Source organism: Belnapia sp. AC561 (assembly GCF_979252845.1).
The window spans coordinates 91,432-118,428 of sequence record NZ_CEEDBP010000003.1 but is presented as its reverse complement, the minus strand read 5'-3'; the positions used below and the strand labels follow the sequence as shown (position 1 = coordinate 118,428).

General features: G+C 72.6%; 28 protein-coding genes. 15 read left to right on the top strand and 13 right to left on the bottom strand.

Translation table 11 applies throughout. The features are described from left to right. The first annotated feature begins 20 nt into the window (after positions 1 to 20). On the top strand, positions 21 to 1,193 hold the full coding sequence (locus tag AC0IW9_RS03670; RefSeq protein ID WP_471646847.1) for a glycosyltransferase: 1,173 nt from the start codon (positions 21 to 23) through the stop codon (positions 1,191 to 1,193). On the opposite strand, the gene AC0IW9_RS03665 is transcribed toward AC0IW9_RS03670, so the two are convergent. The 4 genes from AC0IW9_RS03665 to AC0IW9_RS03650 are packed head-to-tail and all read right to left on the bottom strand — an operon-like array spanning position 1,129 to position 4,575. Next, a complete protein-coding gene (locus AC0IW9_RS03665) occupies positions 1,129 to 1,707 on the bottom strand; it encodes a class I SAM-dependent DNA methyltransferase (protein WP_471646846.1) in 579 nt (192 codons plus the stop codon). The genes AC0IW9_RS03670 and AC0IW9_RS03665 overlap by 65 nt on opposite strands. Then, positions 1,704 to 2,441 (bottom strand): PIG-L deacetylase family protein, encoded by a 738-nt coding sequence (locus AC0IW9_RS03660; RefSeq protein WP_471646845.1) that lies wholly within the window; start codon positions 2,439 to 2,441, stop codon positions 1,704 to 1,706. The genes AC0IW9_RS03665 and AC0IW9_RS03660 overlap by 4 nt, the downstream gene beginning before the upstream one ends. Next, positions 2,438 to 3,571, bottom strand: a complete 1,134-nt coding sequence (locus AC0IW9_RS03655) for an acyl-CoA dehydrogenase family protein (protein WP_471646844.1) — start codon at positions 3,569 to 3,571, stop codon at positions 2,438 to 2,440. The genes AC0IW9_RS03660 and AC0IW9_RS03655 overlap by 4 nt, the downstream gene beginning before the upstream one ends. A 53-nt stretch (positions 3,572 to 3,624) precedes the next feature. Next, positions 3,625 to 4,575: a Bug family tripartite tricarboxylate transporter substrate binding protein gene (locus tag AC0IW9_RS03650; protein ID WP_471646843.1), complete on the bottom strand. Its 951-nt coding sequence runs from the start codon at positions 4,573 to 4,575 to the stop codon at positions 3,625 to 3,627. Positions 4,576 to 4,735: 160 nt separating this feature from the next. Here AC0IW9_RS03650 and AC0IW9_RS03645 point away from each other — a divergent pair, with 160 nt between their 5' ends. From AC0IW9_RS03645 to AC0IW9_RS03635, 3 genes are read left to right on the top strand one after another with little or no spacing between them, the layout of a single operon-like run. Further along, positions 4,736 to 5,809 (top strand): amidohydrolase family protein, encoded by a 1,074-nt coding sequence (locus AC0IW9_RS03645; protein ID WP_471646842.1) that lies wholly within the window; start codon positions 4,736 to 4,738, stop codon positions 5,807 to 5,809. After that, positions 5,806 to 6,912, top strand: coding sequence for an amidohydrolase family protein (locus AC0IW9_RS03640; RefSeq protein ID WP_471646841.1), 1,107 nt, complete (start codon positions 5,806 to 5,808; stop codon positions 6,910 to 6,912). Before AC0IW9_RS03645 ends, AC0IW9_RS03640 begins: the two co-directional genes overlap by 4 nt. Positions 6,913 to 6,933: 21 nt before the next feature. Beyond that, entirely contained in the window at positions 6,934 to 8,133 is a 1,200-nt protein-coding gene (locus AC0IW9_RS03635) for a CaiB/BaiF CoA transferase family protein (RefSeq protein WP_471646840.1), read from the top strand. On the opposite strand, the gene AC0IW9_RS03630 is transcribed toward AC0IW9_RS03635, so the two are convergent. Continuing rightward, the gene (locus AC0IW9_RS03630; RefSeq protein ID WP_471646839.1) at positions 8,130 to 8,975 is read right to left on the bottom strand and encodes a TauD/TfdA dioxygenase family protein; all 846 of its coding nucleotides are present in this window, start codon (positions 8,973 to 8,975) and stop codon (positions 8,130 to 8,132) included. The genes AC0IW9_RS03635 and AC0IW9_RS03630 overlap by 4 nt on opposite strands. 363 nt (positions 8,976 to 9,338) lie before the next feature. After that, a complete protein-coding gene (locus AC0IW9_RS03625; protein ID WP_471646838.1) occupies positions 9,339 to 10,208 on the bottom strand; it encodes an alpha/beta hydrolase in 870 nt (289 codons plus the stop codon). Positions 10,209 to 10,366: 158 nt separating this feature from the next. On the opposite strand from AC0IW9_RS03625, the gene AC0IW9_RS03620 reads away from it, so the two are divergent. Genes AC0IW9_RS03620 through AC0IW9_RS03610 form a run of 3 tightly spaced genes read left to right on the top strand, consistent with a single transcriptional unit; the run spans position 10,367 to position 12,678 of the window. Next, positions 10,367 to 10,579 (top strand): hypothetical protein, encoded by a 213-nt coding sequence (locus AC0IW9_RS03620; protein WP_471646837.1) that lies wholly within the window; start codon positions 10,367 to 10,369, stop codon positions 10,577 to 10,579. A gap of 36 nt (positions 10,580 to 10,615) precedes the next feature. Continuing rightward, a complete protein-coding gene (locus tag AC0IW9_RS03615; protein WP_471646836.1) occupies positions 10,616 to 11,485 on the top strand; it encodes an HTD2 family dehydratase in 870 nt (289 codons plus the stop codon). Continuing rightward, positions 11,482 to 12,678, top strand: a complete 1,197-nt coding sequence (locus AC0IW9_RS03610) for a CaiB/BaiF CoA transferase family protein (RefSeq protein ID WP_471646835.1) — start codon at positions 11,482 to 11,484, stop codon at positions 12,676 to 12,678. Before AC0IW9_RS03615 ends, AC0IW9_RS03610 begins: the two co-directional genes overlap by 4 nt. Here AC0IW9_RS03610 and AC0IW9_RS03605 read toward each other — a convergent pair. Further along, positions 12,675 to 14,555 (bottom strand): AsmA family protein, encoded by a 1,881-nt coding sequence (locus AC0IW9_RS03605; protein WP_471646834.1) that lies wholly within the window; start codon positions 14,553 to 14,555, stop codon positions 12,675 to 12,677. The two genes, AC0IW9_RS03610 and AC0IW9_RS03605, sit on opposite strands and share 4 nt — an antisense overlap. A 363-nt stretch (positions 14,556 to 14,918) precedes the next feature. On the opposite strand from AC0IW9_RS03605, the gene tsaA reads away from it, so the two are divergent. Both tsaA and AC0IW9_RS03595 read left to right on the top strand, forming a co-directional pair. Further along, positions 14,919 to 15,365, top strand: coding sequence for a tRNA (N6-threonylcarbamoyladenosine(37)-N6)-methyltransferase TrmO (tsaA, locus tag AC0IW9_RS03600; RefSeq protein WP_471646833.1), 447 nt, complete (start codon positions 14,919 to 14,921; stop codon positions 15,363 to 15,365). Positions 15,366 to 15,395: 30 nt separating this feature from the next. Then, entirely contained in the window at positions 15,396 to 15,620 is a 225-nt protein-coding gene (locus tag AC0IW9_RS03595) for a hypothetical protein (protein ID WP_471646832.1), read from the top strand. Here AC0IW9_RS03595 and AC0IW9_RS03590 read toward each other — a convergent pair. Next, a complete protein-coding gene (locus AC0IW9_RS03590; RefSeq protein WP_471646831.1) occupies positions 15,617 to 16,291 on the bottom strand; it encodes an RraA family protein in 675 nt (224 codons plus the stop codon). The two genes, AC0IW9_RS03595 and AC0IW9_RS03590, sit on opposite strands and share 4 nt — an antisense overlap. Before the next feature lie 134 nt (positions 16,292 to 16,425). Here AC0IW9_RS03590 and AC0IW9_RS03585 point away from each other — a divergent pair, with 134 nt between their 5' ends. Continuing rightward, positions 16,426 to 16,908 carry a GNAT family N-acetyltransferase gene (locus AC0IW9_RS03585; protein WP_471646830.1) on the top strand — a complete coding sequence of 161 codons (483 nt, stop codon included), beginning with the start codon at positions 16,426 to 16,428 and terminating at the stop codon, positions 16,906 to 16,908. A 341-nt stretch (positions 16,909 to 17,249) separates the two neighbouring features. After that, entirely contained in the window at positions 17,250 to 17,969 is a 720-nt protein-coding gene (locus AC0IW9_RS03580; protein ID WP_471646829.1) for a response regulator transcription factor, read from the top strand. A 58-nt stretch (positions 17,970 to 18,027) separates the two neighbouring features. Here AC0IW9_RS03580 and AC0IW9_RS03575 read toward each other — a convergent pair whose 3' ends face one another. Next, a complete protein-coding gene (locus tag AC0IW9_RS03575; RefSeq protein WP_471646828.1) occupies positions 18,028 to 19,155 on the bottom strand; it encodes an ATP-grasp domain-containing protein in 1,128 nt (375 codons plus the stop codon). 12 nt (positions 19,156 to 19,167) lie between these two features. On the opposite strand from AC0IW9_RS03575, the gene AC0IW9_RS03570 reads away from it, so the two are divergent. Continuing rightward, complete coding sequence (locus AC0IW9_RS03570) at positions 19,168 to 20,028, top strand: succinate--CoA ligase subunit alpha (protein WP_471646827.1); 861 nt, start codon at positions 19,168 to 19,170, stop codon at positions 20,026 to 20,028. Next, complete coding sequence (locus tag AC0IW9_RS03565) at positions 20,025 to 21,002, top strand: hydroxymethylglutaryl-CoA lyase (RefSeq protein ID WP_471646826.1); 978 nt, start codon at positions 20,025 to 20,027, stop codon at positions 21,000 to 21,002. Before AC0IW9_RS03570 ends, AC0IW9_RS03565 begins: the two co-directional genes overlap by 4 nt. Here the strand turns inward: AC0IW9_RS03565 and AC0IW9_RS03560 are convergent. From AC0IW9_RS03560 to AC0IW9_RS03550, 3 genes are read right to left on the bottom strand one after another with little or no spacing between them, the layout of a single operon-like run. After that, a complete protein-coding gene (locus AC0IW9_RS03560; RefSeq protein WP_471646825.1) occupies positions 20,989 to 21,945 on the bottom strand; it encodes a Bug family tripartite tricarboxylate transporter substrate binding protein in 957 nt (318 codons plus the stop codon). The two genes, AC0IW9_RS03565 and AC0IW9_RS03560, sit on opposite strands and share 14 nt — an antisense overlap. A gap of 13 nt (positions 21,946 to 21,958) precedes the next feature. Beyond that, the gene (locus AC0IW9_RS03555) at positions 21,959 to 22,909 is read right to left on the bottom strand and encodes a Bug family tripartite tricarboxylate transporter substrate binding protein (RefSeq protein ID WP_471646824.1); all 951 of its coding nucleotides are present in this window, start codon (positions 22,907 to 22,909) and stop codon (positions 21,959 to 21,961) included. A gap of 11 nt (positions 22,910 to 22,920) precedes the next feature. Beyond that, a complete protein-coding gene (locus AC0IW9_RS03550) occupies positions 22,921 to 23,889 on the bottom strand; it encodes a Bug family tripartite tricarboxylate transporter substrate binding protein (RefSeq protein ID WP_471646823.1) in 969 nt (322 codons plus the stop codon). 72 nt (positions 23,890 to 23,961) lie between these two features. Between AC0IW9_RS03550 and AC0IW9_RS03545 the strand changes: the two genes are divergently transcribed. Together AC0IW9_RS03545 and AC0IW9_RS03540 are read left to right on the top strand one after the other, a co-directional pair. Beyond that, entirely contained in the window at positions 23,962 to 24,618 is a 657-nt protein-coding gene (locus AC0IW9_RS03545; RefSeq protein ID WP_471646822.1) for an enoyl-CoA hydratase/isomerase family protein, read from the top strand. Then, positions 24,615 to 25,352: an enoyl-CoA hydratase/isomerase family protein gene (locus AC0IW9_RS03540; RefSeq protein ID WP_471646821.1), complete on the top strand. Its 738-nt coding sequence runs from the start codon at positions 24,615 to 24,617 to the stop codon at positions 25,350 to 25,352. The genes AC0IW9_RS03545 and AC0IW9_RS03540 overlap by 4 nt, the downstream gene beginning before the upstream one ends. Here the strand turns inward: AC0IW9_RS03540 and AC0IW9_RS03535 are convergent, their stop codons facing one another. Next, positions 25,353 to 26,978, bottom strand: coding sequence for a GMC family oxidoreductase (locus tag AC0IW9_RS03535; RefSeq protein WP_471646820.1), 1,626 nt, complete (start codon positions 26,976 to 26,978; stop codon positions 25,353 to 25,355). It abuts the gene before it with no gap. Positions 26,979 to 26,997: the final 19 nt, after the last annotated feature.

Sequence of the window (26,997 nt, the reverse complement as noted above, 5' to 3'; positions counted from 1 at the left end):
GTGTTGCGTTTGGTCGGCGAATGATCCCCCCTGCCTCCGCCCGGGCCAGTGCGCCCAGCGCCATCATCGCTATCCCGGCGCATGATGAAGCCCTTCGCCTGCCCGCCTGCCTGCTGGCTTTGGCAGCGCAGCGGTCCCCAGGCCATGTGCTGCCGCCGGACCTAGCGGAGACCCTGGTTCTGGTCCTGGCCAACAACTGCACCGATGCGACCGTCGCCGTCGCCAGTGCGATGGCGCCGGCCTTGCCCTTCCGGTTGCTGGTGCAGGATTGCCACCTGCCGCCGTCGCTCGCCCATGCCGGCGGTGCCCGCCGTACGGCGATGGAGGCCGCCGCCGCCTTGGCCGGACCGGAGACCGCCCTGCTCTGCACCGATGCGGATGCCCGGCCCGAGCCGGGCTGGCTCGCCGCCAACCTCGATGCCCTGGCCGCCGGGGCGGATGCGGTGGCCGGCACCATCCGGCTGGACCCGGTCGAATCGGCGCTGCTCCCCGCGGCGCTGCGCCGGAGGGAGGCGCTGGAGGCGCGCTATGCCGCCCGGCTGGAGGCCCTGGCCGCCTGCCTCGATCCCCTGGCGCATGACCCCTGGCCGCGCCACGGCACCCATTCCGGCGCCTCCATCGCCCTGCGCCTCAGCGCCTATCGGGCCATCGGCGGCGTGCCGCTGGTCGCGGCGGGGGAGGACCGGGCGGTCTTCGCCGCCCTGGCGCGGCAGGATGCCCGCATCCGCCACTGCCCTGCCGCACGGGTCGTCGTCTCCTGCCGGCTCGACGGCCGCGCCGCGGGCGGCATGGCCGAGACCCTGCGCCGCCGCCTGGCCGATCCGCTGCAGCCGCTGGATGCGCGGCTGGAGGCGGCGGTGCCGGCGCTGATCCGCCATCGCTGCCGGCGGGTGCTGCGGCGCCTCTGGTCCGGCGAGGCGCCGATCCGCGACGCCCGTTGGCTGGCGGTGGCGCTCGGCATCGCCCCGGGCGCGCTGCGGGGGGTGCTGCGGGCACCGAGCTTCGGCCTGGCCTGGGAAGCGCTGGAAGCGGTGGCCCCCTTGCTGCGACGCGAACCGCTGGCGCCCTCCGCCCTGCCGGTCGAGATCGCCCGGGCGGAGGCGCTGCTGCGGCTCTACCGCCCGTCCCTTACCCCGCCGCCCGCTGCCGGAGCACGTCGAGCCGATAGGCAGCCGCCCGCTCCTGCCGGGTGACGGCGAGGAAATCGGCGGCGCCGTCGATCACCAGCCCGGCCGCGGTGTCGCCGCTCAGCGGATAGTCCGTCTCGCCGGTCCAGTGCACCAGGACGACGTCGCCCGCCGGGGCCAGCGCCTGCCGCAGCCGCGCGACCAGCGCCGCCACATCGGCCGCATCCAGGTAGTAGACGACCTCCGAGAGCAGGATGAGGTCGAACTGCCCCTCCGGCCATTCGCCCGGCACCGCCATGCGGTGGAACTCGACCCCCGCCAACCCGTCGCAGCGGTCGCGCGCCGCGGCCAGCGCCGTCTCCGCCACGTCCAGCGCCACCACCGCATCGCCGCGGCCGGCCAGCATCCGGGTCAGCACGCCGATGGAGCAGCCGATCTCCAGCACCCGGGCATAGTGCGGGCGCGGCAGGGCGGCGAGGGTGGCGGCGTATTTCTCGCGCTCGTAGTCGCTGCTGGCGAAGGCCCAGGGGTCGGGCGTGGCGGCATAGAGGGCATCGAAATAGGTGGCCGGCAGGGTCATGGGGTGCAGTCCAGCAGCAGTTCGAAGGGACGGTCGGCCAGGGCCAGCAATTCCGGCGGCAGGGTGAAGCCGCCCGGCAGCTGCCCCATCTGGGAGGCATGGGCGGCGATGGCGGCCCGCTTGGCCGGCAGCCAATGCGCCATGCCGAAGCGATGGCCGCGTGGCGGTGCGTCCAGCCGGGGCTCCGGCGGCAGGGGAAAGCCGGCGACCGGCCAGGCATGCGCCAGGCCCCAGACGGGATAGGCCAGCAGCCTCGCCCCACTGGCCCGGGCCAGCGCCGCGCCGATGGCGAAGCTCGCGGCATGGTCGCAATGCGGGTCGTGCTGCCAGGTCACCAGGATGGTCTCGGGCCGCCCAGCCGCCAGCAGCGTGGCGACGGCGCGGTCGAAGGCGGGCCCTGCCAGGGGCACGGCCTGGTCCGGCAGACCCATGAAGCCCAGCGCCGCCGCCGGCAGGCCGAGCGCCGCGACGGCCGCCCGCGTCTCCGCCTCGCGCAGCCGCCGCAGGATGTCGCGCGGCAGGCGGGGATGCGACCCGCCGCCATCGCTGACCACCTGGATGCGCAGCGGCAGCCCGGCATCGGCCGCGGCGGCGATCAGGCCGCCGCAACCGAGCGATTCGTCATCCGGATGCGGGGCCAGCAGCAAGGCGGGGCCATCGCCCAGCACCACGCGCGGGTCCTCGGTTTCCGGCAGCGCTTCCGCCGCCCGCAGCCAGTCGCCGGCCAGCATCATGGCCAAAGGTCGCCGAAGGCGCCCGGCGCCGCCAGCACCGCCGCCGCCGCCGTCACCAGGGCACGGTCCGGCCCCGGCTGGCGCAGATAGGTCGCCAGGTCGCGGCCGATCCGCTCGGCCGGGCTGGGCCGCATGAACGCCGCGAGGCCGATCGAGCGCTGCACCAGGGTGAGCGTCTCGAGCGCCGCCCGTTCCACCGCCAGCCGGGCCAGGTTGACGAAGGCGACGCTGTCCTCCGCCCCGCCCTCGGCCCGCATCGCTGCCGCTTCGACCCAGAGCCGCGCGGTGGCGGCGGCGGTCGCCACCTCGCCGAGCCGTGCCGCCTGGTGCGGGTCCTCGCCCCGGCCGGTGCGGCGCAGGTGGTCGCGCAGCGCCTCGGCCAGCGCCTCGATCCCGCCGGTCTGCACCGCGGCGAAGCGCCAGGCGCCGGCGGAGAAGTCGGGCTGGGATTCATAGACGCCGGGCGGGCCGATCAGCGCCGCGGCGGGCAGGTCGAGGCCGGTGAAGTCGACCGCGCCGGTCGCCGAGGCGCGCATGCCCTGCGCCGTCCAGCGGGCAAGATCGGACCGCTCCCCGGGCGGCAGCGGCACCAGCACCATCTGCGGCGGATCCTCCGGACGGGCGCGGGCGGTGACCAGGGCGCGATCCACCCAGCCGGCGCCGGAGCAGAGGATCTTGCGGCCCTGCAGCCGGTGGCCATCGCGGCGCGGCTCCAGGCCCAGGGTTTCGCCGGGGACATCGGTATTCCAGACCCCGAACAGCGCGCCGTCCCGCGCATCGGCGGCGGCGGCGGCGCGTTGCGCGGCGTCGCCATGGCGCAGCACCAGCCGCAGCGCATTCAAATGGCCTTCGTAGATCCGTCCCAGCGGCAGGCTGGCGCGGCCGACCAGTCGCAGCGCCTCGGCCAGCGCCGCCGGGTCGGTGCCGAGGCCGGCGCCGCCGAGGTCCAGGGGCAGGGGCGCCGCCAGCAGCCCCGCGTCGCGCAGGGCCGCGACATCCTCCGCCGGGAAGGCGCCATCGACATCGAGCGAGGGGGCGCGGGCGGCGATGGCCGGCAGGATGCGGCGGAGGTCGGTCAGGCTGGACAGGGCGGCGGGGTTGGGCTGCGCGGGGGGGCTGGCCTGGGGCATGAAGGGTTCCGGCGTTTCGCCACTGGAACACCCGCCGGCACCCCGGGTTGCCGCTACCCCGCGGTGATGCCGCGGCTCTTGATAACCGCGGCCAGCGCCGCCGTCTCCCGCGCGATATTGGCGGTGAAGATCTCCGGGCTGGTCACGTCCGGCGCCATGTCCGGGGTCATGCGGGACCGCACCGCCTCGCTGGTGATGGCGGCGCCGAAGGCGGCGTGCAGGCGGTCGACGATCGGCCGGGGGGTCCCCGCCGGCACCGCCAGCCCGTGGCAATAGAGGAAGGTCATGCCCGGCAGACCCAGCTCGGCGAAGGTCGGCACCTCCGGCAGGGCGGCGATCCGCTGCGCCGAGCTGATGGCGAGGATGCGGATGCCGCCGGCCCTGTGCTGCTCCAGCGCTGGCATCAGGCTGCCCATGAAGCCGGGGATGGCGCCGCCCAGCATGTCCTGCACCACCGTCGCCTCGGTCCGGTAGACCGCATTCTCGAAGCGGCCGCCGGTCTCGCCGGCCAGAATCTCCATCAGGATATGCCCGGGCCCGCCGCGGCCGACGGTGCCATAGGCGACCGGCCTGTCCTTCGAGAGCCCGACCAGCCCCGCCACGTCCCGCGCCGGGACATCCCGGGCCACTGCCAGCACCTGCGCGGCGCGGAAGATGGCCGTCAGCAGCTGGAAGTCCTCGACCCGGTAGTTCAGCGGCTGGCCCAAGGCCGGGCCGGTGACGAGGGAGCCATAGGCCATGTAGCCCAAGGTGTAGCCATCCCTGGGCGCATGGGCGACGAACTCGGTGGCGATGACGCCATTGGAGCCTGGGCGGGGGTCGATCACCACGGTCTGCCCCAGCAGCGGCCGGGCCTGCTCCGCGATGATCCGAGCCAATGTGTCGGAGACGCCGCCGGGGCCGAAGGGCAGCACGAGGCGCAGCGACCGGTTGGGGAAACCCTCCTGTGCCCGGCCCAGGCGGGGGGCGGCCAGGCCCGCGATGAGCGCGCTGCGCCGTGTCATCCGGTATCGCATGGCGGATTGGCCTCTCCTGTTGATTTTGCCCGATCGAACCGGTTGCCGGGCGGCAGGGTCAAGCGGAATCGCCGGCGCGGTTGACCCCCGGCGGCCAACCGCGCAGCATCCCGGCAAGCCCGGCCGAGCCCGGGCAGGAGGAAACGGGATGCTGACCAGCCCCCCCGGCGGCCCGATCGATGTGGATCTGCACCCGGCCCTGCCCGGCTGCATGGCCTTGCTGCCCTATCTCGATCCGCATTGGCGGGAGGTGATCACCGGCCGCGGCCTGGATGACCTCGACCTCGCGCTCTATCCGCGCGGCGCCCCGCTGACGGCGCGGGCGGATTGGCGGCCGGAGACGGGCCATCCCGGCGGCACGGTGGCGGCGATGCGGCGCGAGGCGCTGGACCCCTTCGGCACCGCCATCGCCATCTGCAACCCCTTGTTCGGGGCGCCGGCGCTGCACAACGCGGACCTCGCCGCCGCGCTCTGCCGGGCGGCGAACGACTGGATGGTCGCCAATTGGCTGAACCAGGATCCACGGCTGCGCGCCGGCATCCTGGTGCCGGTCGAGAATCCCGCGCTGGCGGTGGAGGAGATCGAGCGCCGCGCGCCCGACCGCCGCTTCGTCCAGGTGCTGCTCTTCGGCGCGGCCGAGACCTTGCTGGGCCGGCGGGTGAACTGGCCGATCCTGGCGGCGGCGGAACGGCATGGGCTGCCCATCGCGCTGCATGCCGGCAGCGCGACCCGGCATGCGCCGACGGCCAATGGCTGGCCCACCTTTCTCATCGAGGATCACGTCACCTTCGCCCAGACCTTCCAGAGCCAGCTGCTGAGCCTGATCGGCGAGGGGGCCTTCACCAAGTACCCCGCGCTGAAGGTGGTGCTGCTGGAAAGCGGCTTCGGCTGGGTGCCCAACTTCCTCTGGCGCGGCGTGAAGATGTGGCGCGCCATGCGGAAGGAGATCCCCTGGGTCGATCGCTCCCCGGCGCAGATCTTCCGCGAGAACGTGCGGATCTCGATCCAGCCCGGCGATGCGCCGGAGGACCCGGCCGGGATGGAGGCGCTGCTCGAGATGATCGGCTGCGACGAGCTGCTGCTATTCGCCACCGACTACCCGCATGCCCGCTTCGAGGGCACGGATGCCCTGCCGCCCGCCCTGCCGGCACGGCTGCACCAGCGCGTGCTGCGGGACAATGCCTTGGCTCTCTATCCGCGTTTGAGGGAGACCGTCCAATGAGCGCCTCCACGCTGCCGCGCCCCGAGGTCCGGGCGACGTCGCGGCTGAAGCTGATCGATTGCGACATCCATCCGGCGCCGCGCGACACCGCGGTGCTGGACCGCTACCTGCCGGAGCGCTGGCGCCAGCATCGGCGCGAATACGGGCTGCGGCTGCGCCAGCCCTTCACCAATACCTATCCCTATCCCAAGGCGACGCCGGCGCTGTCCCGCTTCGACAGCTGGCCGCCGGATGGCGGGCCGCCGGGCTCGGACCTCGCCTTCGTGCAGCAGCAGCATCTCGATCCGCTCGACATCGAATACGGCATGCTGCAGCCGCTGGCCGCCCGCGGGATGGATGAGCGCAATCCGGGCTATGCCGCCGCGGTCAGCACCGCGGTGAACGAATGGATGCGCGAGGACTGGACCGCGAAGGAGCCGCGGCTGAAGGCAACCATCGCCATTCCCGGCGAGGATGCGGCGGCTTCGGTCAAGGAAATTGAACGCTGGGCCGGGCAGGGGGACTTCGTCCAGCTCGCCATGGTGACGCGGGCGCTGGAGCCTCTCGGCCGCCAACGCTACTGGCCGATCTACGAGGCGGCGGAGCACTACGGCCTGCCGCTCGGCCTGCACAGCCTCGGCACCAGCGGCCATAGCGTCACCGGCGGCGGCTGGCCGAGCTTCTACTTCGAGGAGCACCAGGCGGTCGGGATGAGCATGGCCGCGCTCTGCGCCAGCTTCATCCTGGAGGGCGTCTTCGAGCGCTTCCCCAGGCTGAAGGTGGTGATCATCGAGGGCGGCTTCGGCTGGGTCCCGGCACTGGGCTGGCGGATGGACGGGATGTGGAAATCCCTGAAATCCGAGGTGCCGCACCTTCGCCGCAAGCCTTCCGAATACCTGAAGTCCAACATCTGGTTCACGACCCAGCCGGTGGAGGAGCCGGAGAAGCCCGAGCATCTGCGCCAGCTCATCGACTGGATCGGCTGGGACCGGTTGCTTTTCGCCACCGACTATCCGCACTGGGACAGCGACGACCCGCGCTATGCCTTCAAATTCCAGATGAGCGAGGCCGAGCGGCGCATGATCTTTGCCGAGAATGCCCGGGCGGTGTACGGCTTGGCATGACTTCGAAGGAGTAGGCGGCGCATGCCCGGACCACTCGCGGGCATCCGCGTTCTCGACCTGACCACGGTGCTGGTCGGCCCCTACTGCACCCAGATCCTTGCCGAGATGGGCGCCGAGGTGACCAAGGTGGAGGCACCCGAGGGCGACGTCGTCCGCCTCATCGGTCCCGGCCGCAATCCCGGCATGGGCTGCATGTACCTCACCATCAATCGCGGCAAGCGCAGCATCGTGCTGGACCTGAAGCGGCCCGAGGCGCGCGCGGTGCTGCTGCGGCTGGCCGAGACGGCGGATGTGCTGGTGACGAATATCCGGCCGCAGGCGATGGCCCGGCTGGGCCTGGGATACGAGGATCTGCGCGCGGTCAATCCGCGCATCGTCTATGCCGCGGTGCTCGGCTATGCCCAGGCCGGCCCCTACGCGCCACGCCCGGCCTATGACGACCTGATGCAGGGCGGCGCGCTGGTCGCCTCGCTCAATGCGCGGGTCGGCAACGGGGAGCCGCGCTACGTGCCGCTGGCGATGGTGGACCGCATCACCGGCCTCGCCGCGGTCGGCGCCATCAATGCCGCGCTGGTCCACCGGGAACGCATGGGGGAAGGCCAGCGGGTCGAGATCCCGATGTTCGAGACCATGCTCACCTTCGTGCTCGGCGACCACCTGGGCGGCAAGGTCTTCGAACCCGCCCTGGATGGCGGCGGCTATGGCCGGCTGCTCTCGCCGGACCGCAAGCCCTACCGGACCAGCGACGGCCATGTCTGCACCATGATCTACAACGACCGGCAGTGGCGGGCCTTCTGCGCCGTGGTCGGCTGGCCCGACCTGGTCTCGACCGATCCGCGCTTCGCCAGCCATGCGACCCGCACCGTGCATATCGATGCGGTGCTGGCGATACTTTCGGCCGAGTTCGTCAAGCGCAGCACCGCGGACTGGCTGCGGCTGCTGGCCGCGGCCGACCTGCCGGTGACGCCGGTGCATACGCTGGAGAGCATCTTCGAGGATCCGCATCTGCTGGAGACCGGCTTCTTCGGCACCGAGGCGCATCCCAGCGAAGGTCCGCTGACCCGCATGGCCGTCCCCGTCACCTATTCCGCCAGCCCGACCGGCGAGCGGACCCCGGCGCCGCGGCTCGGCGAGCATAGCGCCAGCATCCTGGGCGAGGCGGGCTATGCCGAGGTGGAGATCGCCGCGCTGCTGGACAGCGGCGCGGTGCGCGCCGCCTAGGCCGGCACGTCGCCGGCGATCTGCACCCGCCGCATCACCCGCCGGTAGGGGCCGGCATCGTGCAGCGCCAGATGCTTCACCGCGCGATTGTCCCAGAAGGCCACCGAGCCCGGCTGCCAGCGGAAGCGGCAGGTGAACTCGGGCCGATGGCCATGCTCCAGCAGGAAATCGAGCAGCGGCCTGCTCTCGGCCTCGGTCATGCCCTCGAAGCCGATGGTATAGCTGTGGTTGACGAAGAGCATCCGCCGTCCGGTCTCGGGATGGGTGCGGACCACGGGATGCAGGTTGATCGTCTCCTGCCAGGCCGCATCCTCGCGCACCTTGGTGGCGCGGCGGGCATTCATGCCGGACGCCGGGCCGGCCACCTTGCGGTCCGAATGCACCGCGCGGAGGCCGCCGATCAGCCGCTGCATGGCCGGCGACAGCGCCTCATAGGCGGCGCCCTGGCTGGCGAAGAGCGTGTCGCCGCCGAAGGGCGGCACCTCCTCCCCGTATAATATCGCGCCCATGGGCGGGGCGGCGCACATGGTGGTATCGGCGTGCCATTCCTCGCCGACGATCGAGGCATCGCCCGGTTCCCGCCGGATCACCACCACCTCCGGATCGGCGCCGGTGCCCTTGAAGTTGGGATGGATGAAGATCTCGCCGAAGCGGCGGGCGAGAGCCTTGTGCTGTGCCGTATCGAAAGACTGGTCGCGGAAGAAGACGACGCCATGCGCATTCAGCGCGGCGCGGATCTCGCCGATGGCATCGTCGTCGAGCGGCGCGCCGAGATCGACGCCGCTCAATTCGGCACCGACCGCGCCGGCTGACTGCTGCACCGAGATGCGGCTGTTGCGCATGCCTCCACTCCCGCCATTCTTGCTTGCGGGAATGCTCCGCCCGGTACCGCCGCCTTGTCAAACCGCCAGATGCGCGACCGCGGCGATCTCGACCAGGAATTCCGGCTTCACCAGCGGGCGGCGGAACGGTCGGGACATGATCGCGGGATACGCCGTTCATCGCGGCGTCACGCGCCATGCCGCTGCGGAAGATGTGCAACAGGCGACACCGGCCATGGCCCTGCGGCCGGCCTCGACGATGGCCTTGATGGCCTCCAGCATCGCCCGTATCTGCACCGCGGCACCGCCGGGCCGATCAGGAGCCGTCGGTCGCCAGCGGTGGGGCCGGACCAGACAGGTGGATCGGCGTCTTCGGCATCGGCTTCAGGCCTGGGTCCAGCGGCGCAGGGCCGCCAGCATGGCATCCTGCACGCCGATGCCGTCTTGGGTGGCGGCTTCCGCCTGGTACCAATGGTCGGCATCAGGGATGCGCAGCAGCCGCGCCTCCGCCCCGGCGGCCCGGAAGCGGGCGATGGTCGGCGGCGCCCAGTCGGCGACGTAGTCCAGGTCGCGCTCGGCGATGAAGAGCAGCAGCGGCGGGTGCGGCCGGCCGGGCACCAGGTAATGCGCCACGTCCTCCGCCTGCATCGCGCCCGAGAGGGCGATCACCCCGGCGCAGGCGACGCCCTCGGCATAGACGGCATAGAGCGCGCAGCGCGCCCCGGCCGACCAGCCGCCCAGCACCACCCGTGCCGGATCGACGCCGAATTCCGCGGCGCGTGCCCGCACCATGGCGACGGCGGCGACCATGTCGTCGATCCCGGCCTCCATCACCCGCGCCATCTCCAGCGCGGTCGCCGGCGGCAGCCCCATGATCGCCCGCACCGCGGCGATGCGGCCGAGCGGCACGCCTTCCGGCCGGGTCAGCACCGGGGTCGGGCTCGGCGCCGGATCGTCGCCGGCCAGGCGGTAGCGGATCGAGAAGCAGGCGAAGCCCAGCGCCGCGAAGCGCCGGCAGTATTCGGCGATGGCGGTATTGCCGCCGGTCGCATTGGCGGCGGGGAAGGCGTCGTCCTCCTTGCTGCCGCGATGGAAGGCGCCGCCGAAGGCCAGCACCAGGGCGGGGCGCGGCGGGCCAGGCTCGGCCGGCAGATAGGCGTCGAGCCGCAGCACCTCCTGCCGCGGCTGGCCGCTGCTCCAGCCGATGCCGGCCTCGGCGAAGGGCAGGTCGGGCAGGCAGCGGATCGCGCTCATGGAGGCAACTCCCGTTGTTCTTCCGCAGTCGCGGCGCCGGGCGCCAGCCCTCGGTCACCCCGGGGCCTCCGCGATGGCGCAAGGCAGCATTGCCCCGAAGCCCGGCGGCGGCAAGCGGCGGCGGACGAACCGGGTGCCCGGCCCCGCGTTGCCGGACCATGCGTCCCATCCTCATCGCTTCGGTCCTGCTGCTCGCCGCCTGCGGCACCACCACCACCGGCAACCCCACGGCCACCACCCCGCCCGCGCCCAATACCGGGCTGCTCCGGCCCTCGCTGGAACTCGACCCCGGCATCCGCGCCCCGCTGCCGGGGGATGCCCCCGCCACCATGCCGGTCATCCCGCCCAATCCGCGGATCGAGGCCCGGTGAACGCCCGCCGCGATTGACCCCGGCCGCCAGCGCCCGATGATGCCGCCGAAGCGGGAGGCGGCGATGGACGGGTTGCAGGACTGGATTGGCCGCGAGGAGATCGCGGAGGACGAGGCGAGCCTGGTGCTGCTGCGGCGCCTAGCCGCGCTGTTGGACCAGGATCCCGGCGATATCCGCCGCAACGGCTGGGTGCCGCAGGGCTGGCACGTCGCCTTCTTCGGCCCGCTGACGCGGCAATCCGGCCTCGGCCCGGACGGCCATGCCGCGCTCGGCGAATTCCTGCCGCCGGTGCCGCTGCCGCGTCGCATGTTCGCCGGCCGCCGCACTTGGTTCAACGCCCCCATCCGCATCGGCGCCGAATTGCGCCGGGTCTCCCGCATCGCCGCCATCACCCCGAAGCAGGGGCGCAGCGGCGCCATGGTTTTCGTCACCATCCGCCACGGCATCGAATCCGAGGGCGTCGAATGCGTGGTGGAGGAACAGGACCTGGTCTACCGGGCGGCCGCGACGCCCGGCGCCGCCCCCGCCGCGGAAGCGCCGCCGACGCTGCCCGAGGCGGCCGCCCGCCAAAGCTTCACCCCCGATCCGCCCCTGCTCTTCCGCTATTCCGCCATCGGCAACAACGGCCACCGCATCCACTACGACGCGCCCTATGCCACCGGGACGGAGGGCTATCCCGCATTGGTGGTGAATGGCGGCATCACCACGACGAAGCTGACCGAGCTGGCGAAATCCGTGCTGCCGGCGCCGATCCGCAAGGTCGTCACCCGCGCCGGCCGGCCCTTGTTCGTCAATCGCCCGGTCACCCTGGCGAGCCACCTCGAGGCGCCGGAGCGCGTCCGCCTCTGGGCGCTGGACGATGCCGGCCGGCTGGCCTTCGAATGCGTGGCGGAGTGCACGGCATGACGGCCGGTCCGCTCAGCGGGGTGAAGGTGCTCGACCTCACCGCCGTCGTCGTCGGCCCCTCCTGCACGCTGACGCTGGCGGAGCAGGGCGCCGAGGTGATCAAGCTCGAAGCGCCGGAAGGCGACCTGCTGCGCAAGCTCGGCGGCCCGGCGCCCTCGCCGGACATGTCGCCCAAGTTCATCCACTTCAACCGCGGCAAGCGCAGCATCGCGGTGGACCTGAAGTCCGAGGCGGGGAGGGCGGTCCTCGCCCGGCTGGCGGACCAGGCCGACGTGCTCGTCACCAACATGCGCGGCGCCGCCCTGGCCCGGCTGGGCATCACCTGGGAGGCCTTGCAGCCGCGCAACCCGCGCCTGGTCTTCTGCGTCATCGCCGGCTTCGGCAGCCGCGGCCGCTACCACGACAGCCCCGCCTACGACACCATCATCCAGGGCATGTCCGGCTTCGCCGCCGCGCTCGGCAAGGTCACCGGGGAGCCGCGCTACGCCCCCTTCGTCCTGTGCGACCACATCACCGGCATCATCGCCAGCCAGGCCATCACCGCCGCGCTCTATGCCCGGGAAAGGTCCGGCGCCGGCCAGGCGATCGAGGTGCCGATGTACGAGAGCATGGCCCACTTCGTCCTGACCGAGCACATGTTCAAGCGCACCTTCGACCCCGAGGGCCAGACCGGCGACCCGCGGGTGATGAATCCCGATGCCAAGCCCATCCCGACCGCCGATGGCTATATCGCCGTCTCCGCCAATACCGATGCCCAGGCCTTCGCCTTCTTCGACTGCATCGGCCGGCCGGAGCTGAAGACCGACCCGCGCTTCAACTCGGTGGTCGCCCGCTTCCGCAACGTCGATGCCTATTTCACCCTGCGCGCCGAGGCGCTGCGCACCCGGCCCACCGCCGAATGGGCCGCACTCTTCCGGCGCGCGGAAATCCCCGCCATGCCCTTCGCCACCATCGACGGGCTGCTGGACGACCCGCATCTCTGGGAGGTCGGGCTGCTGCGGCAGGAGGTGCATCCGACCGAGGGCGCCATGACCGGCCTCGGCCGGCCGGTCAGCTTCTCGGCGGCGGGGCCGGATACGCTGCCGCTGGCGCCCCGCCTCTCGGCCGATGCCCGCGGCGTGCTGGCCGATGCCGGCTATTCCGCGGCGGAGATCGAGGCGCTGCTCGGCAGGGGCGTGCTGGCCCCCCCTTAACGCCCCGCCTGGAAGCAGGGATTGCGCTCGGCGAAGGAGCGCAGCCGCGGCGGCAGCGGTGCCACGTCATCCCGCGCCGCCAGCGTCCGCCGCCCGGCCGCCGACCATTCGGCCGGGCGGATGCTCGGGCTGGCGAAGGCGCCGCTGACCCGCACCGGGATATCCAGGGCGAAGCTGCCGGTCGTCGCCGCTAGGCTGCCGATCACCAGGTCCACCTGCTTGCGGTTCAGGTCGAAGCGGCCCAGCCCGCCGATGGTCCCGCTTGCCGCCCGGATCCGCAGCGGGGCCAGGGTGCCGATGCCGCCATGCATGTCCAGCACGCCCAGCAGGCAGCTCACCGGCGTCCGGCCCTGCGGGTCCCGGAACAGCAGCCGCAGGTCAAGCGAGGCCATCTCCACCACCTCCTGCGCGATGCTGCCCTGGCGCATCGCCACCACCGCGGAGACCCGGGCGCCGCGGGCAGCGGCGTTCAGCGTCTCGCCCTCGGCCGCCACCGAGACCTCGCCGGTCAGCCGGCCCGAGAGCGGCAGCTCGCGCAGCCCGAGGTCGCGCCGCAGCATATCGAGGTCGGCATCCAGCATGGTCACCTCCGCTCCGATGCGGGCGCCATTGCCCAGCCCCAAAGCCATCCCCGCCGCGGTGACCTGCGCGCCGGACGTCGTCAGCGCCAACTCATCCAGCGCGATGCGCCCCGGCTGCAGGCCGACCGCCAGCCGGACGTCGCTTGCCCGCATCCGCGCATAGGCCAGGGTCCCGAAGGCCAGCTTCGCGGTGATGACCGGGTCGGGCGCCGGGTCCAGGGCCAGCGGGATATCCGCATCGCCGCCCCGGCCGGGGCGCTGCGCGCCGAGCACCTTGTTCAAGTCGGCCCGGTCCAGCGCCAGGTCGACGGCGATGGCGTCCGCCCGGGCCTGGCCGGCGGCGCGGCTGCCTTCCTGCAATTCCAGCAGGGAAACCTGCAGCGGGACCCCGTCCAGCGCCCCGCCGGCCTCGGTCAACCGCCAGAGGTCGCCGTGCCGCTCGAAATGCCCGGCGAGCGTCAGGGAGGCATCCCAATCCGCCGTCGTCCCGGCGATCGCCAGCAGCGCCGAGGGATCGGGTGCCGTCAGGTCCAGCCGCCCCACCGCGCCATCGACATCGAGCGGCTCGGTCATCGTACCGGTGAACGCGAGCCTGGTCGCGCCGGAGGCGATCCGCAGCACGGTCGGATAGGGCGTGGCGGCATCGCGCAGCGTCTCGATCGTGCCGAGCCGCGCCTCCAGGGTCAGCGGCGCCTCGTTGTAGGCGCCGGCCAGATGCAGGTTCACCGGTGAGGCGGCGTCCGGCGTGGTGAACTCGCCGGCCTCGATGCGGCTGCGCAGCCGCTTGCCGCCGGTGGTGCGGAAGACGACCTCGCTGCGGCGGAACTCGGCCCGCAGCAGGGTCGGGAACCAGCTCCGATCGGCCGCTGCCGGGGGTGCTGGCGCGGGGCTGGCCGGTGGGCGCGGCGCTTCGCCGAAGCGCCAATTCGGATGCCGGTCGCCATCCCGTTCCAGCAGCAGGCGGAGCCCATCGACCGCCACCCGCCGCACCACCACGGGGCCCTGCAGCAGGGAGCGCAGCGAGACCTCCGCCTCCAGCTGCTCCAGCCCCAGCATCTCGGCCTCGCTGCCGCCGGGGATATTGGCCAGCCGCAGCCCCTCCAGCCGCAACCCGAGCCAGAGCCCGGGGGTGACATGCAGCCCGGCGATCCGCACCTCCCGGCCGAGGGCGGCACTGGCCCTGGCAGCGGCCAGCCCGCCCAGGTCGAGGCGCGGCAGCAGCAGGAAGAGCGCGAGCCCGGCCGCCAGCAGCAGGGCGCCCAGCGCCGTCAGCAGCGTCCGAAGACGGATGAACATGCGGCGGCCCCCGATCCCGAAGCCCGCCATATGGCGGCTGCGGCCGCCGCTGGATAGCCACCCGCCCTGAGCCCCGGGGGCGCACCCCTTGGAACGTTACCCGGGGAGGATCCCGCCACCTGCTGCCATTGCGGCACCTCCAGCCGCGCCGCCGCCCCGCCCGCACAGGCTCCCGCAGCAGGGCGGCATCGCCGATCGAGGGATTCTCATCCCGTGCCGGCAGCGCATCCAGAGGATGCTGCGCCCGGCGACAGGGCAGGCGGCAGCGAGGATTCCTCCCGCCCTCCGGCCGATCTGGAGCATTGGCTTTCCTCCCGTTCGGGGCAAGGCTACAGGCCACGCCGGCGCAACAGAAGGCCTGCCATGCCCGCCCTCACCATGACGCCGATCGGCCGGATCGAAACCCCCTGGGCGACGCCGGCGGATTGCCCGCGCAATGGCCGCAAGCCGGATCCGCGGCCGCTGTGCCGCGTCGTTGTGGCGCCGGAATTCCGCGCCGGGCTGGATCAGCTCGAGAGCTTCTCCCACCTCATCCTGCTGTACTGGATGCATCTCGGCGGGCCGGCGCCGCTGGTCATCACCCCGCGCTTCGCCGCCGGGCCGCGCGGCGTCTTCGCAACGCGCGCGCCGGTCCGGCCCAATCCCATCGCGCTGTCGGTCGTCGCCTTCGAGGGCTTCGCCGAGTCTGGCGTGCTGCTGGTCCGCAACCTCGATTGCGCCAGCGGCACGCCGCTGCTGGACATCAAGCCCTATCTGCCGACGGTGGATGCGGAGCCCGGGGCGACCATGGGCTGGCTGGCGCCGCGCTGAACCAAGGGCCCGGCGCCGCGCTATGGCCGCATGCCGGAGATCGCCCGCTTCCTGGCCTGCCACGCCGCCATCGGCTTCGCCCTGGCGACGGGCTTCGTCGGGGTGCTGCTGCTGGCCGATCCCGGCGGGATCGGCAGCCTGCTGCGCCACCCGGCCAGCGGCACCCTGCCGCTGGCCTTGCTCTGGGGCTTCAGCGGACTGACCTTCGGCGCGGTGCAGCTCGGCTTCGCGCTCTGGCTGGACGCCGAGGACTAGACCCCGCCGCAGCCCTTCGCCCGCAGGGCCGCCACCACCCAGTCCCGCTCCCAGGTGCCGGCGTCGATCGCCACCTGCGCCTGAACCTCCTTCGCGTTATGCGCCTCGCCCGCCGCCACCGCCGTCGCGGCATCGGCGGCCGGCAGCACCACCACGCCATCCTCGTCGGCCATGATGAGGTCGCCCGGCATCACCACCTGCCCGCCGCAGGAGACGGGGTAGCCGATCTCGCCCGGCCCGTCCTTGTAGGGGCCGGAGGGCGTGACGCCGCAGGCCCAGACCCCGAGATGCATGGCGCCGAGCTGCGCCACGTCGCGCACCGCGCCATCGACGATGACGGCGGCGATGCCGCGCCGTGCCGCCCAGCCCATCATCAGCTCCCCGGTGATGGCGATGGCGAGGTCGCCGCCGGCATCGACCACGATGACGTCGCCCGGCTCGGCCATGTCGATCGCCCGGTGCAGCATCAGGTTGTCGCCCGAGCGCGCCCGCACGGTGAAGGCCGGCCCGGCCACCTGCCGCCGGCCGCCGAAGGCGCGGAAGCCGCCGCGCATGGTCTGGATGCGGTTGACGACGTCGCCGAGATTGGCCGCCGGCACCTTGGCCGCCCGGGCGCAGAGTGCGGCATCGACCCGCGTGGTGACCGGCCGGACGCGAAAGCCGAGTGTCATGGTGTCTTCCCCCTCAGTATGCCGGGCGCATCATGCCCCTGCCACACCGCCTGTCCACGGTGCCGCGCCTTGGGCTCCGGTACGGGCCCTGCCGAGGGAGGTCGCCATGCCGATCCGACGCCTGGTCCAGACGGATGCCGCCAGCTTCCGCGCACTGCGGCTGGAGGGCCCTGCTGCGCCATCCGGAGGCCTTCGGCGACAGCCATGCCGAGGCCATCGCCCGCGCGCCGGCCGATTTCGAGCGCCTGATCGCCCAGCCACCGCCCGCCGCCATCCTCGGCGCCTTCGATGCCCGCGAGTCGCTGCGGGGCACGGCGGGGCTTGCCGTCCCTGCTCAGGCGAAGCAATGCCACAAGGGCCTGGTCTGGGGCGTCTATGTCGTGCTGGCGGCACGGGGGCGGGGCCTCGCCCAGGCGCTGCTCGCCGCGGTGGTGCAGGCCGCGCGGGCCGCGGGACTCGAGCAGCTCCAGCTCAGCGTCACCGCCGGCAATGCCGCGGCGATGGCGGTCTATGCGGCCATCGGTTTCCGCGCCTATGGGCTGGAGCGGCGGGCGCTGCGGCTCGGCCCCGGGCAGTACCGGGATGAGGCCTTGATGGCGCTCGATCTGCTGGGCTGAGCGGTCTTCGGCCTGTCGTCGGCCGCCGCCGCCTGCTTGGCCAGGCGATACGTTTCGGTGCCGCGATCCGGGCCGATCAGCGACGTGTACTGTCTTTGTCTGCACAACCGGAAGTCGTAGTCAGACAAAACGTATACCGATGAAGAATACAACTGCGAGTGGCGGGAACGAATGCCTCAGAAAACCCGTTGTTCCTTAACGGCATCGTGTCCAGCCGGCTGCGAATGAGGGATTGTGCGGCGCCAGGGACAAAGTATTGCTTACCAATAGGTTGAACACTCGCTGACTGGAAACCCTGCGAGTGGGCATCCTCAACCCGATTTCCGCCATCCGGAGGCCCCATGTCCACGCCCCGCCCAATCCTTATCGTCGAAGACGACATCAACCTGCGCGAGACGCTGGTTGAGCAAATCGCCCTTGGCGGCGACTTCGTGGCCCATGGTGCCGCAAGCGCGGGCGAGGCCGAAGCCATGCTCTCCGCCCCGGATGCGCGCTTCGACGCGATCCTGCTCGATATCGGCCTGCCCGATATCAATGGCCGCGATTTCTGCATCAAGCTCCGCCGCGATGGCCGCCGCATGCCCATCATCATGCTGACGGGCCATGGCGAGGAAAAGGATGTGGTCAGCGGGCTGGACTCCGGCGCGAATGATTACATCGCCAAGCCCTTCCGCATGCCGGAAGTACTGGCGCGCGTCCGGGCGCAACTTCGGATCTTCGATAACTCCGAAGATGCCGTCTTCACCGTCGGCCCTTATATGTTCCGCCCGAGCGTCCGTCTCCTCCAGGAAGCCGCCCGCAACCGCAAGGTGCGGCTGACCGACAAGGAATGCTCCATCCTGAAGTTCCTCTACCGCGCCGGCGGCAAGCCGGTGCCGCGGCAGATCTTGCTGAACGAGGTCTGGGGCTACAACAGCGCCGTCACCACCCATACGCTCGAAACCCATGTCTATCGCCTGCGCCAGAAGATCGAGCCGGATCCGACCAATGCCCGGCTCCTGCTGACCGAGACCGGCGGCTACAAGCTCGCCGCCCAGGCGCTCGAACCGGCTCACGCCTGAAGCAGATCAGGCCTGAAGCAGATCGGGCCGGGGAGGATGGCCCCGGCCCGGTCCTGCCTCAGCGGGCGGCGGCTGCGGCCACGGCCCGCACCAGGGCATGCGGGTTGTCATGGAGTGCGGCGACGCCGACCTCGGCCAGCGTCGCCGCCGCCTCCGCCATCGAATAGCCACGCAGCGCCGCATGGCCGGCGGCGATGCCGGCGAAGAAGGGTTTCCGTGGCGGATTGGCGCGCAGCGCCGCCGCCAATGCCTCCACCCGCGACTTGAGCCCGCGCGAGGCGAGGGTGGTGAAGAACATCACCGCCTTCACCTCCGGCCGCGCCGCGACCTCGAAGGCCAGCGCCAGACGCTCCGGCATGGTCTCCGTCGGCCCGCCATTGGCATTGTCCATGAAGCAGGCGGCGGGGCAGCCGGCATCGGCCAGCAGGTCCAGCATCAGCATCCCGAGCCCGGCGCCGGCGGTGATCATCGCCACGGTGCCGCCCTCGAGCTCCACCAGCTGGAAGCCCTGGTCGCGTGCCCGCCGCTCCAGCGGGGTCAGCGCCGCGTCCTCCAACGCGGCGGAGAGCGCGGGCGCGGCATGGCGGAAGCCGGCGCTGTCGTCCCGCACCGCCTTCACGTCGCAGGCCAGCAGCCGTCCATTGGACAGCACCGCCAGGGGATTGATCTCGAGCAGGTCGAGATCCTCCGCCCGCATCACCCGCGCCAGCCGCACCGCCAGCCGGGCCAGCCTTGCCGCCAGCTCGGCCGGGAAGCCCGGCTGGAGGATGGCATAGGCATCCTCCAGCGCGCCGGGCGCCTCCGGCTCCAGCGGCCCGCGCAGCAGCACCGCGGCATCCTCGACCTCGACGCCGCCCGCGGGGGCGCAGAGCAGCTCGATCTCCTGCGCCGTGCCGTCGATGCGCAGCGCCAGATAGACCTCCCGCGTCATGCTCACCGCCTCCTCCAGCAGCAGCGGCGCCGCCGCATCGCCGAGGATGTCCCGCATGGCCGCCGCCGCCGCCGGCGCCTCCCCGGCGGCGACCTTGCGGACCAGCCCACGCTTGCCGCGGCCGCCGGCCAGCACCTGGGCCTTGAGGATTCCCGCCGCCGCCGCCTCGGGCGGGGCGGTGATCAACGCGCCCGCCGGGGTCGCCAGGCCGTGCCGGCGCAGCAGCGTCTTGCCATCATGCTCTGCCAGCCGCACCGTGCCCTCCTCATGATGATCCCGTTCCTCCACAGCTTCCCCCGTCGCGTCGTGGTGTTCAACCCGACCGGCCGTTATGCCGCCGCCCAGGTCGCCTCGATGCGGGAGGCCGGGACGCCGCTGCTCGGCGGCATCGCCCTCGGCCGCGGCGGGGAGGTGCTGGATGGCCTGCCGCTGTTCGACGACCTGCGGTCGCTGCCGGAAGCGCCCGATGCGGCCGTCATCTATACCCCGCCGGAGGGCGTGCTGGACGCGGTCCGCGCCGCCGCCGGCATCCCGAGCATCGTCGTCGCCGCCGAATACGTGCCGGTGCACGACACGCTGCTCGCCGCCCGCGCGGCGCGGGCGGCGGGGTCCTGGATGGTCGGGCCGAATACCCTTGGCCTCTTCGTGCCGGGGCAGGGGCTGCTGGGGTCCATCGCCCCTTCCTTCTGCACGCCCGGGCGCGTCGCCGTGCTCTGCCGCAGCGGCACGCTGACCCTGACCATGGCGCGGCTGCTGACCGCCGCCGGCATCGGCCAGCGGGCGGTGATGCATATCGGCGGCGACACCATCTGCGGCCGCAACCCGCATGAATATCTGGCAGCGCTTGCCGAGGATCCGGCGACCGATGCCATCCTCTATTGCGGCGAGATCGGCGGCGACAAGGAATACGCCCTGGCCGAGGCGATCCGCGGCCGCCCCAAGCCCGTCGTCACCATGCTGGTCGGCCGCCATGCCCCGGCCGAGAAACGCATGGGCCATGCCGGCGCCCTGGTCGGCGGCACCCGCGAATCGGCCGCCGCCAAGCTCGCGGCGCTGGCCGCCGCCGGCGCCCGCACCGCGCAGGACCCCGCCGCCGCCATCGCCCTGCTGAAGGACCTTGTCCCATGAGCGACCTGCCGACCGCCGCCGACATGGAGGAGATCACCGGCACCGGCGCCCCGCCGCCGCCCGAGGTGGTGCTCTGCGAATGCTTCGCCCGCGACGGGCTGCAGCATGAGACGGCGATCATCCCCGCCGAGGCCAAGATCGCGATGATCGAGCGGATCGCCGATTGCGGCTTCCGCCGGATCGAGATCAGCAGCTTCTCCCACCCCGAGCAGGTCCCGCAATTCGCCGATGCCGAGGTGGTGCTGCGCGGCGTCCGCCGCCGCCCCGGCGTGCTGTTCAAGGCGACCTGCCCGAATCCCCAGGCGGTGCGCCGCGCCCTGGTCGGCCTCGACGGCGGCTGGGGACCGGAGGAGATCTCCCTGCTGGTCTCCGCCTCCGAGGGCCATAGCCAGCGCAACCTGCGCCGCAGCCGGGCCGAGCAATGGGCCAACGTGGCGGAGATGGCCGCACTCGGGCGCGACAATTTCACCATGGTCGGCACCATCAGCGTCGCCTTCGACTGCCCCTTCGATGGCCCGACGACGCCGGAGCGGGTGCGGGAGGATGCCGAGCGCTTCGCCGAGCTCGGCGTCACCCGCATCGCCATCGGCGATACCATCGGCAGCGCCACGCCGCCGCGGGTGCGCGACCTGATCGGCTGGCTGAACGGGTCGTTGCCGACCGCCACCTTCATCGCGCATTTCCACGACAGCCGCGGCACCGGCCTGGCCAATACCCTGGCGGCGATCGAGGCCGGGTTGACCCATGCCGATACCGCGCTCGGCGGCACCGGCGGCCACCCCGCCCGCATCGCCTATGGCGAGGGCTTCACCGGCAATACCTGCACCGAGGATCTGGCAACGGCGCTCGAGGCCATGGGCTTCGCCACCGGCCTCGACCTCGCCGCCGTGCGGGACGCGGGCCTCGCGGCGGAGGCGCTGCTCGGCCGCCCGCTGCAGAGCCGGGTGCTGCGGAGCGCCGCTACTCCGGCTTGATTCCCGCCCGCGCCAGCACCTCCTGCCAGAGCGCCGCCTCGGCCTTGATCCGCTCGGCCAGCGGCGCGGGGCCGGTCACCAGCAGCGCCCCGCCGCCCTCGGCGATGCGCGTCGCCAGGATGGAGCCGGCGCGCAGCGGCGCGATCTCCGCCACCAGCCGCTCGGCCACCTCCGGCGGCGTGCCGCGCGGGCCGCCGAGCATGTACCAGATGGACATGTCATAGCCGGGGATCACCTCGGCGACCGTGGGCGCCTCCGGCACGAGCGGCACCCGCGTCTCGGGCGTCACCGCCAGCAGGCGGAACTTGCCGTCCCGCACATGCGGCAGCAGCAGGCCGAGGTCGCCCATGTAGACATCGATCTCGCCGGTATAGAGCCCGTTCACTGCCTGCCCGGCCCCGCGATAGGGCACGTGCAGGAATTCCAGCGCGCCGCGCATTTGCAGCAGCAGCCAGGCGAGATGGGTGGTGGAGCCGTTGCCGGAGGAGCCGTAGCTGATCCCGCCCGGCTTCGCCTTGGCCCGCGCCACCATATCCGCCGCATCGCGGATCGGGCTGTCCGCCCGCACCACGATCGCCATCGGCGTATCCGCGACCAGGGAGATCGGCACGATATCCCGGAACAGGTCGAAGCCGGGATTGACCTGCAGGGCCGGCAGCACCGCGATCCCGCCGGTCATGAACAGGAAGCTATGGCCATCGGTCGCATGCGCGACCTCGCGGCAGCCGATCGCCCCGGCCGCGCCCGGCTTCAGGTCCACCACCACCGGCTGGCCGAGCCTGGGGGTGAGCTGGTCGGCGATCAGCCGCGCCGGCACCTCCACCGGCCCGCCCGGGGCGAAGGGCACGACGAAGCGGACGGGCCGGCTGGGCCAGCGCGGCTGAGCGCGTGCCGGCGTGGCCAGCAGCGGGACGGCCAGCAGGCCGCGACGGGTCAGGCGCATCTCCGGTGTCCCCCTAATCCGGCTTGATGCCGGCCTGCTGCACCACCTGGCGCCACAGCGGCACCTCCTCCGCCAACCGCCTGGCCAGCGCCTCCGGTCCGGACAGCAGCAGGGTGGCGCCATTCTCCGCCATCCGTGCCGCGAGCACGCTGCCCTGGCGCAGCGGCGCCATGGCCTCGCCCAGCCGCGCCACCGCCTCGGGCGGGGTGCTGCGGTTGCCGAGCAGGGCGAACCAGATCGGCATCGCCGTCCCCGGCACCAGCTCCGCCAGGGTGGGTACCTCGGGCAGCACGGGGCTGCGGCCGGCGCCGGTCTGCCCCAGCACCACGGCCCGACCCTCCCGCACATGCGGCAGGATGGTGGAAAGCTCGGCCGACATCAGGTCGATGTCGCCGGCGAGGAAGGCGCCCACCATCTGCCCGGCGCCGCGATAGGGCACATGGGTGAGCGAGATACCCGCCTTCAGCCCGAACAGCGCGCTGACCATATGCGTCGTGGTGCCGGTGCCGGAGGAGCCGATGGTCAGCGCGCCGGGCGCCGCCCTGGCCGTGGCGATCAGCCCGGCCAGGCTGCCCAGCCGGTTGCCCGGCCGCGCGGCGAAGCCCATCGGCGATTCGGAGACCAGCGAGACCGGCACGAAGTCCCGCAGCGGGTCGTAGCCGATCTCCGGCTGCAGCGCCGGCTGGATGGCGATGGCCCCGGTGCTGAACAGGAAGGTATGGCCATCCTGGGCGGCGATGACCGCCTGCGCGCCCAGGGCCCCGCCGGCGCCGCCGCGCGTCTCGACGATGACCGGCTGGCCCAGGCTCTGCGTCAGCTGTTCCGCCAGGAAGCGCGCGGGGATCTCCACCGGCCCGCCCGGGGCGAAGGGCACCACGAAGCGCACCGGGCGGCTGGGCCAGCGCGGCTGGGCGGATGCGGCCGCCGGCAGGGCGAGGCTGGCGAGAAGCGCGCGTCGGAGCATCCGGGGATTCCTCATTCGGCGCGGATATTGGCAGCCGCGGCCACTCGTTTCCACTGCGGCACTTCCCGTGCCAGCCGCGCCGCCAGCGGCCCCGGCCCATCCAGCAGCAGCGCGATCCCCGAGGCGGCCATGCGCTCCGCCAGGGCGCTGCCGTCCCGCAGCGGCGCCACCGCCTCGGCGATCCGCGCCACCACCTCGGGCGGCGTCCCGCGCGGCCCGAGCATCGCGTACCAGATGGTGATGGCATAGCCCGGCACCCGCTCCGCCGCCGCCGGAACCTCGGCCAGCAGCGGCACCCGCGCGGCGGAGGTCACCGCCAGCGCCCGCAGCCTTCGGTCCCTGAGATGCGGCACCGCCTCGCCCAGGCCGGTCACCATCAGCTCGGTATCGCCGGCATAGAGCGCGTTCACCGCCTGCGCCGCGCCGCGATAGGGCACGTGCAGCAGTTCGATCCCCGCCATGCTGCACAACAAGGCGCCGCCGAGATGGGTGGTGGAGCCGGCGCCGGAGGAACCGTAGCTGATCCGCCCCGGCGCCGCCTTCGCCCGGGCCAGCAGGTCGTCGAGGTCGCGGATCGGCGTATCCGGCCGCGCCAGGATCACCATCGCCCCGTCGGTCACCAGGGTGATCGGCACCAGGTCCCGCAGCGGGTCGTAGCCCGCATCGCGCATCAGCGCCGGCAGCACGGCGACGGCGCTGGTGGTGACCAGCAGGGTATGCGGGTCGTTCGCCTGCACCACGGACTGGATGCCGAGCGCCCCGCCGGCCCCCGGCTTCGCCTCGACGATGACGGCCTGGCCCAGCTTCGGCGCCAGCTGCTCGGCGATGAAGCGGGCCGGGATCTCGACCGGCCCGCCCGGGGCGAAGGGCACGATGAAGCGGATGGTGCGGCTGGGCCAAGGGGCTTGAGCAGAGCCGGGCTGCGCCAGGGCAGGGGCGGCGAGCGGCGTGGCGAGCAGGGCCCTTCGTGTGGCCTTCATGGGCATTCCCCCGGTTGCGTTGACAGCATCCCCCCTGGGGCTAGCTTCGGGAAGACCGGAAGGAACCGCCACTTGCCCCTGCTCACCGAGACCCGCGGCCGGATCCGCATCCTCACGCTCAACCGGCCGGAGAAGCGCAATGCGCTGAACAATGCCCTGGTCGGCGCCATCGTCGCGGCGCTGCGCGCCGCCGATGCCGAGCCGGATGTCGCCGCCGTGGTCATCGCCGCCGCCGGCCCCGGCTTCTCCGCCGGCGCCGACCTCGGCGAACGCGCCATCCTGATCGCCGACCCGGAAGCGCGCGTCGCCCGTGGCCTGCTTTCGGATGCGATGCTCGCGGCGCCCGGGCTGATGGGCAAGCCGGTGGTCGCGGCCATCCATGGCGCGACGGTCGGGGCAGGGGCCTCGCTGGCGCTGTCCTGCGACCTCGTGCTCGGCGCCGAGGACCTGCGCTTCGCTTGGCCGGAGGCGAAGCACGACATCTACCCCACGCTCGTGCTGCCGATGCTGCTGCGCCACCTTGGGCCGAAGGACGCCTTCGAGCTGGTCGCCACCGGCCGCCCGGTGCTGGCGGCGGAAGCGCTGGCGCTGCGGCTGGTCAACCGCGTGGTGCCGCGCGCGGCGCTGCTGGAGGAGGCCTGCGCCCTGGCGGAATCCGCCGCGCAATACGGCACGGATTCGCTCCGCCGCATCAAGGCGGTGATCAATGCCTCCGGCGTCGCGCCATGAACGAGACCATCCTCTACGCCGCCACCGAAGGCGTCGTTACCCTGACCCTGAACCGGCCGCAGGCGCGCAACGCGCTGAACCTGGCACTGGCCGAGGCGATCTCCGCCGCCTGCCGCCGCGCCGTGGCCGAGGCGGCCCGGCTGGTGGTGATCCGCGCCAGCGGCCCGGTCTTCTGCGCCGGCGCCGACCTCAAGGAACGCCAGGGCATGACCGACGACCAGGTCCGCGCCCGCCGCGTGAAGGGCTTCGCCGCCTACAACGCGATCGAGACCCTGCCCATGCCCGCCATCGCCGTGGTGGAGGGCCCCGCCGTCGGCTCCGGCTGCGAGATCGCCGGCGCCTGCGACTTCATCCTCGCCACGCCCGCCGCCAGCTTCCGCACCCCGGAGGCGCTCTGGGGCACCGTCGGCGCCACCCAGCGGCTGCCCCGCGTGCTAGGCAAGCGGCTGGCCAAGGACATGATGTTCACCGGCCGGACGCTCGGCGCCGAGGAGGCGCTGGCGCATGGCTTCGTCACCCGGCTGCTGGCGCCGGAGGCGCTGGAGGCGACGCTTGCCGGGATCAGCGCCACCATCGCCAAGGCGCCCCCTGCGGCGCTGCGCATGGCCAAGCGCTGCATCGAGGAGGGCCTCGACCGCGACCCGCGCGGGGCGCTGGCGACGGAGCTGCTGGCGATCGAGGAAAGCCTCGCCGCCGCCGAGTGGAAGCAGGCGATGGCCGGCTTCGGCGGCTGATCAGGCCGCCAACTTCTGCTTCGCGCTGGCCTTGATCATGTCGGCGCATTTCTCCCCGATCATGATCGCCGGCGCATTGGTATTGCCGGAGACGACCGTCGGCATGATCGAGGCATCGGCGACCCGCAGCCCCTCGATCCCGCGCACCCGCAGCTCCGGGTCCACCACGCTGGCCGGGTCGCCGCCCATGCGGCAGGTGCCGCTCGGGTGGTAGATCGTGTTGCCGGTGCGGCGGATGAAGCCGAGAATCTCCTCGTCGCTTGCCGCGGCCTCGCCGGGGACGATCTCCTCCTCGACCCAGGCGCCCAGCGCCCGGGTCTGCGCCAGGCGGCGGCCGAGCTTGATCCCTTCCACCATGCAGCGCCGGTCGGTCTCGGTGCTGAGGTAATTGGCGTGGATCAGCGCCTTGGCATGCGGGTCGGCGCTGGCCAGGGTTATGCTGCCGCGGCTTTCCGGCCGGAGCTGGCAGGCGCTGATGGTTATGCCGGGGAAGGGGTGCAGCTTCTCCATGGTCTTGTCCGTGGAGAAGGGCAGGAAATGGTACTGCACGTCCGGCGTCTCGCTGGTCGGCAGCACCCGGGCGAACAGGCCCGAGGTCCCGGCGCTGACCGTCAGCGGCCCGGTGCGCCGCAGGGCGAATTCGGCGCCCATCAGGAATTGGCCGAACAAGCTGTTGGTGCGGGAATTCATGCTGACCGGCTTGTTCACCCGGAACTGCAGCCGCGCCTGGAAATGGTCCTGCAGGTTGCCGCCCACCGCCGGCAGGTCATGCGCCACCGGCACGCCCATGGCCTGCAGATGCTCGGCCGGGCCGATGCCCGAGAGCAGCAGCAGATGCGGCGAGGCGATGGCGCCGCCGCAGAGGATCACCTCCCGCGTCGCCCGTACCACCAGGTTGGCACCGTGTCGCTTGAACTTCACCCCGGCGGCGCGGCGGCCTTCCATCAGCAGCCCGGTCGAATGCGCATCCGCCACGACGATGAGGTTGGCCCGGCCCCGCGCCGGCTTCAGGTAGGCGGTCGCCGAGCTGCAGCGCCAACCCTTCCGCGAGGTGGTCTGGTAGAAGCCGGCGCCCTCCTGGCTCTCCCCGTTGAAATCGTCGTTGCGCGGGAAGCCCAGCTCGGCGGCGGCCTCGACGAAGGCGACGGCCAGCGGGTTGCGGTCGCGGATGTCGCTGACCGCCAGCGGCCCGCCGGCGCCATGCAGCGCGCTCGCCCCGCGTTCCTGGTCCTCGGAGCGGCGGAAATAGGGCAGCACATCCTCGAAGGACCAGCCGGTACACCCGAGCTGGCGCCAGTGGTCGTAGTCGGCATGCTGGCCGCGGACGTAGAGCAACCCGTTGATGGCGGAGGAGCCGCCCAAGGTCCGCCCGCGCGGCCAGGGCACCTGGCGGCCCTCCAGCTCGGGCTCCGGCTGGGTCATCAGGTTCCAGGACAGGGTCGGGTGGTACATGGTCTTGGCATAGCCGATCGGCACGTGCAGCCAGGGGTTCCGGTCCTTCGACCCCGCCTCCAGCAGCACCACCCGGACGGAGGGATCCTCCGAGAGCCGCGCCGCCACGGCGCAGCCCGCCGAGCCGGCGCCCACCACGACATAATCCGCGCTCACCGGCACCATATCGCTCATCGGCGTGAATTCCCCTGGG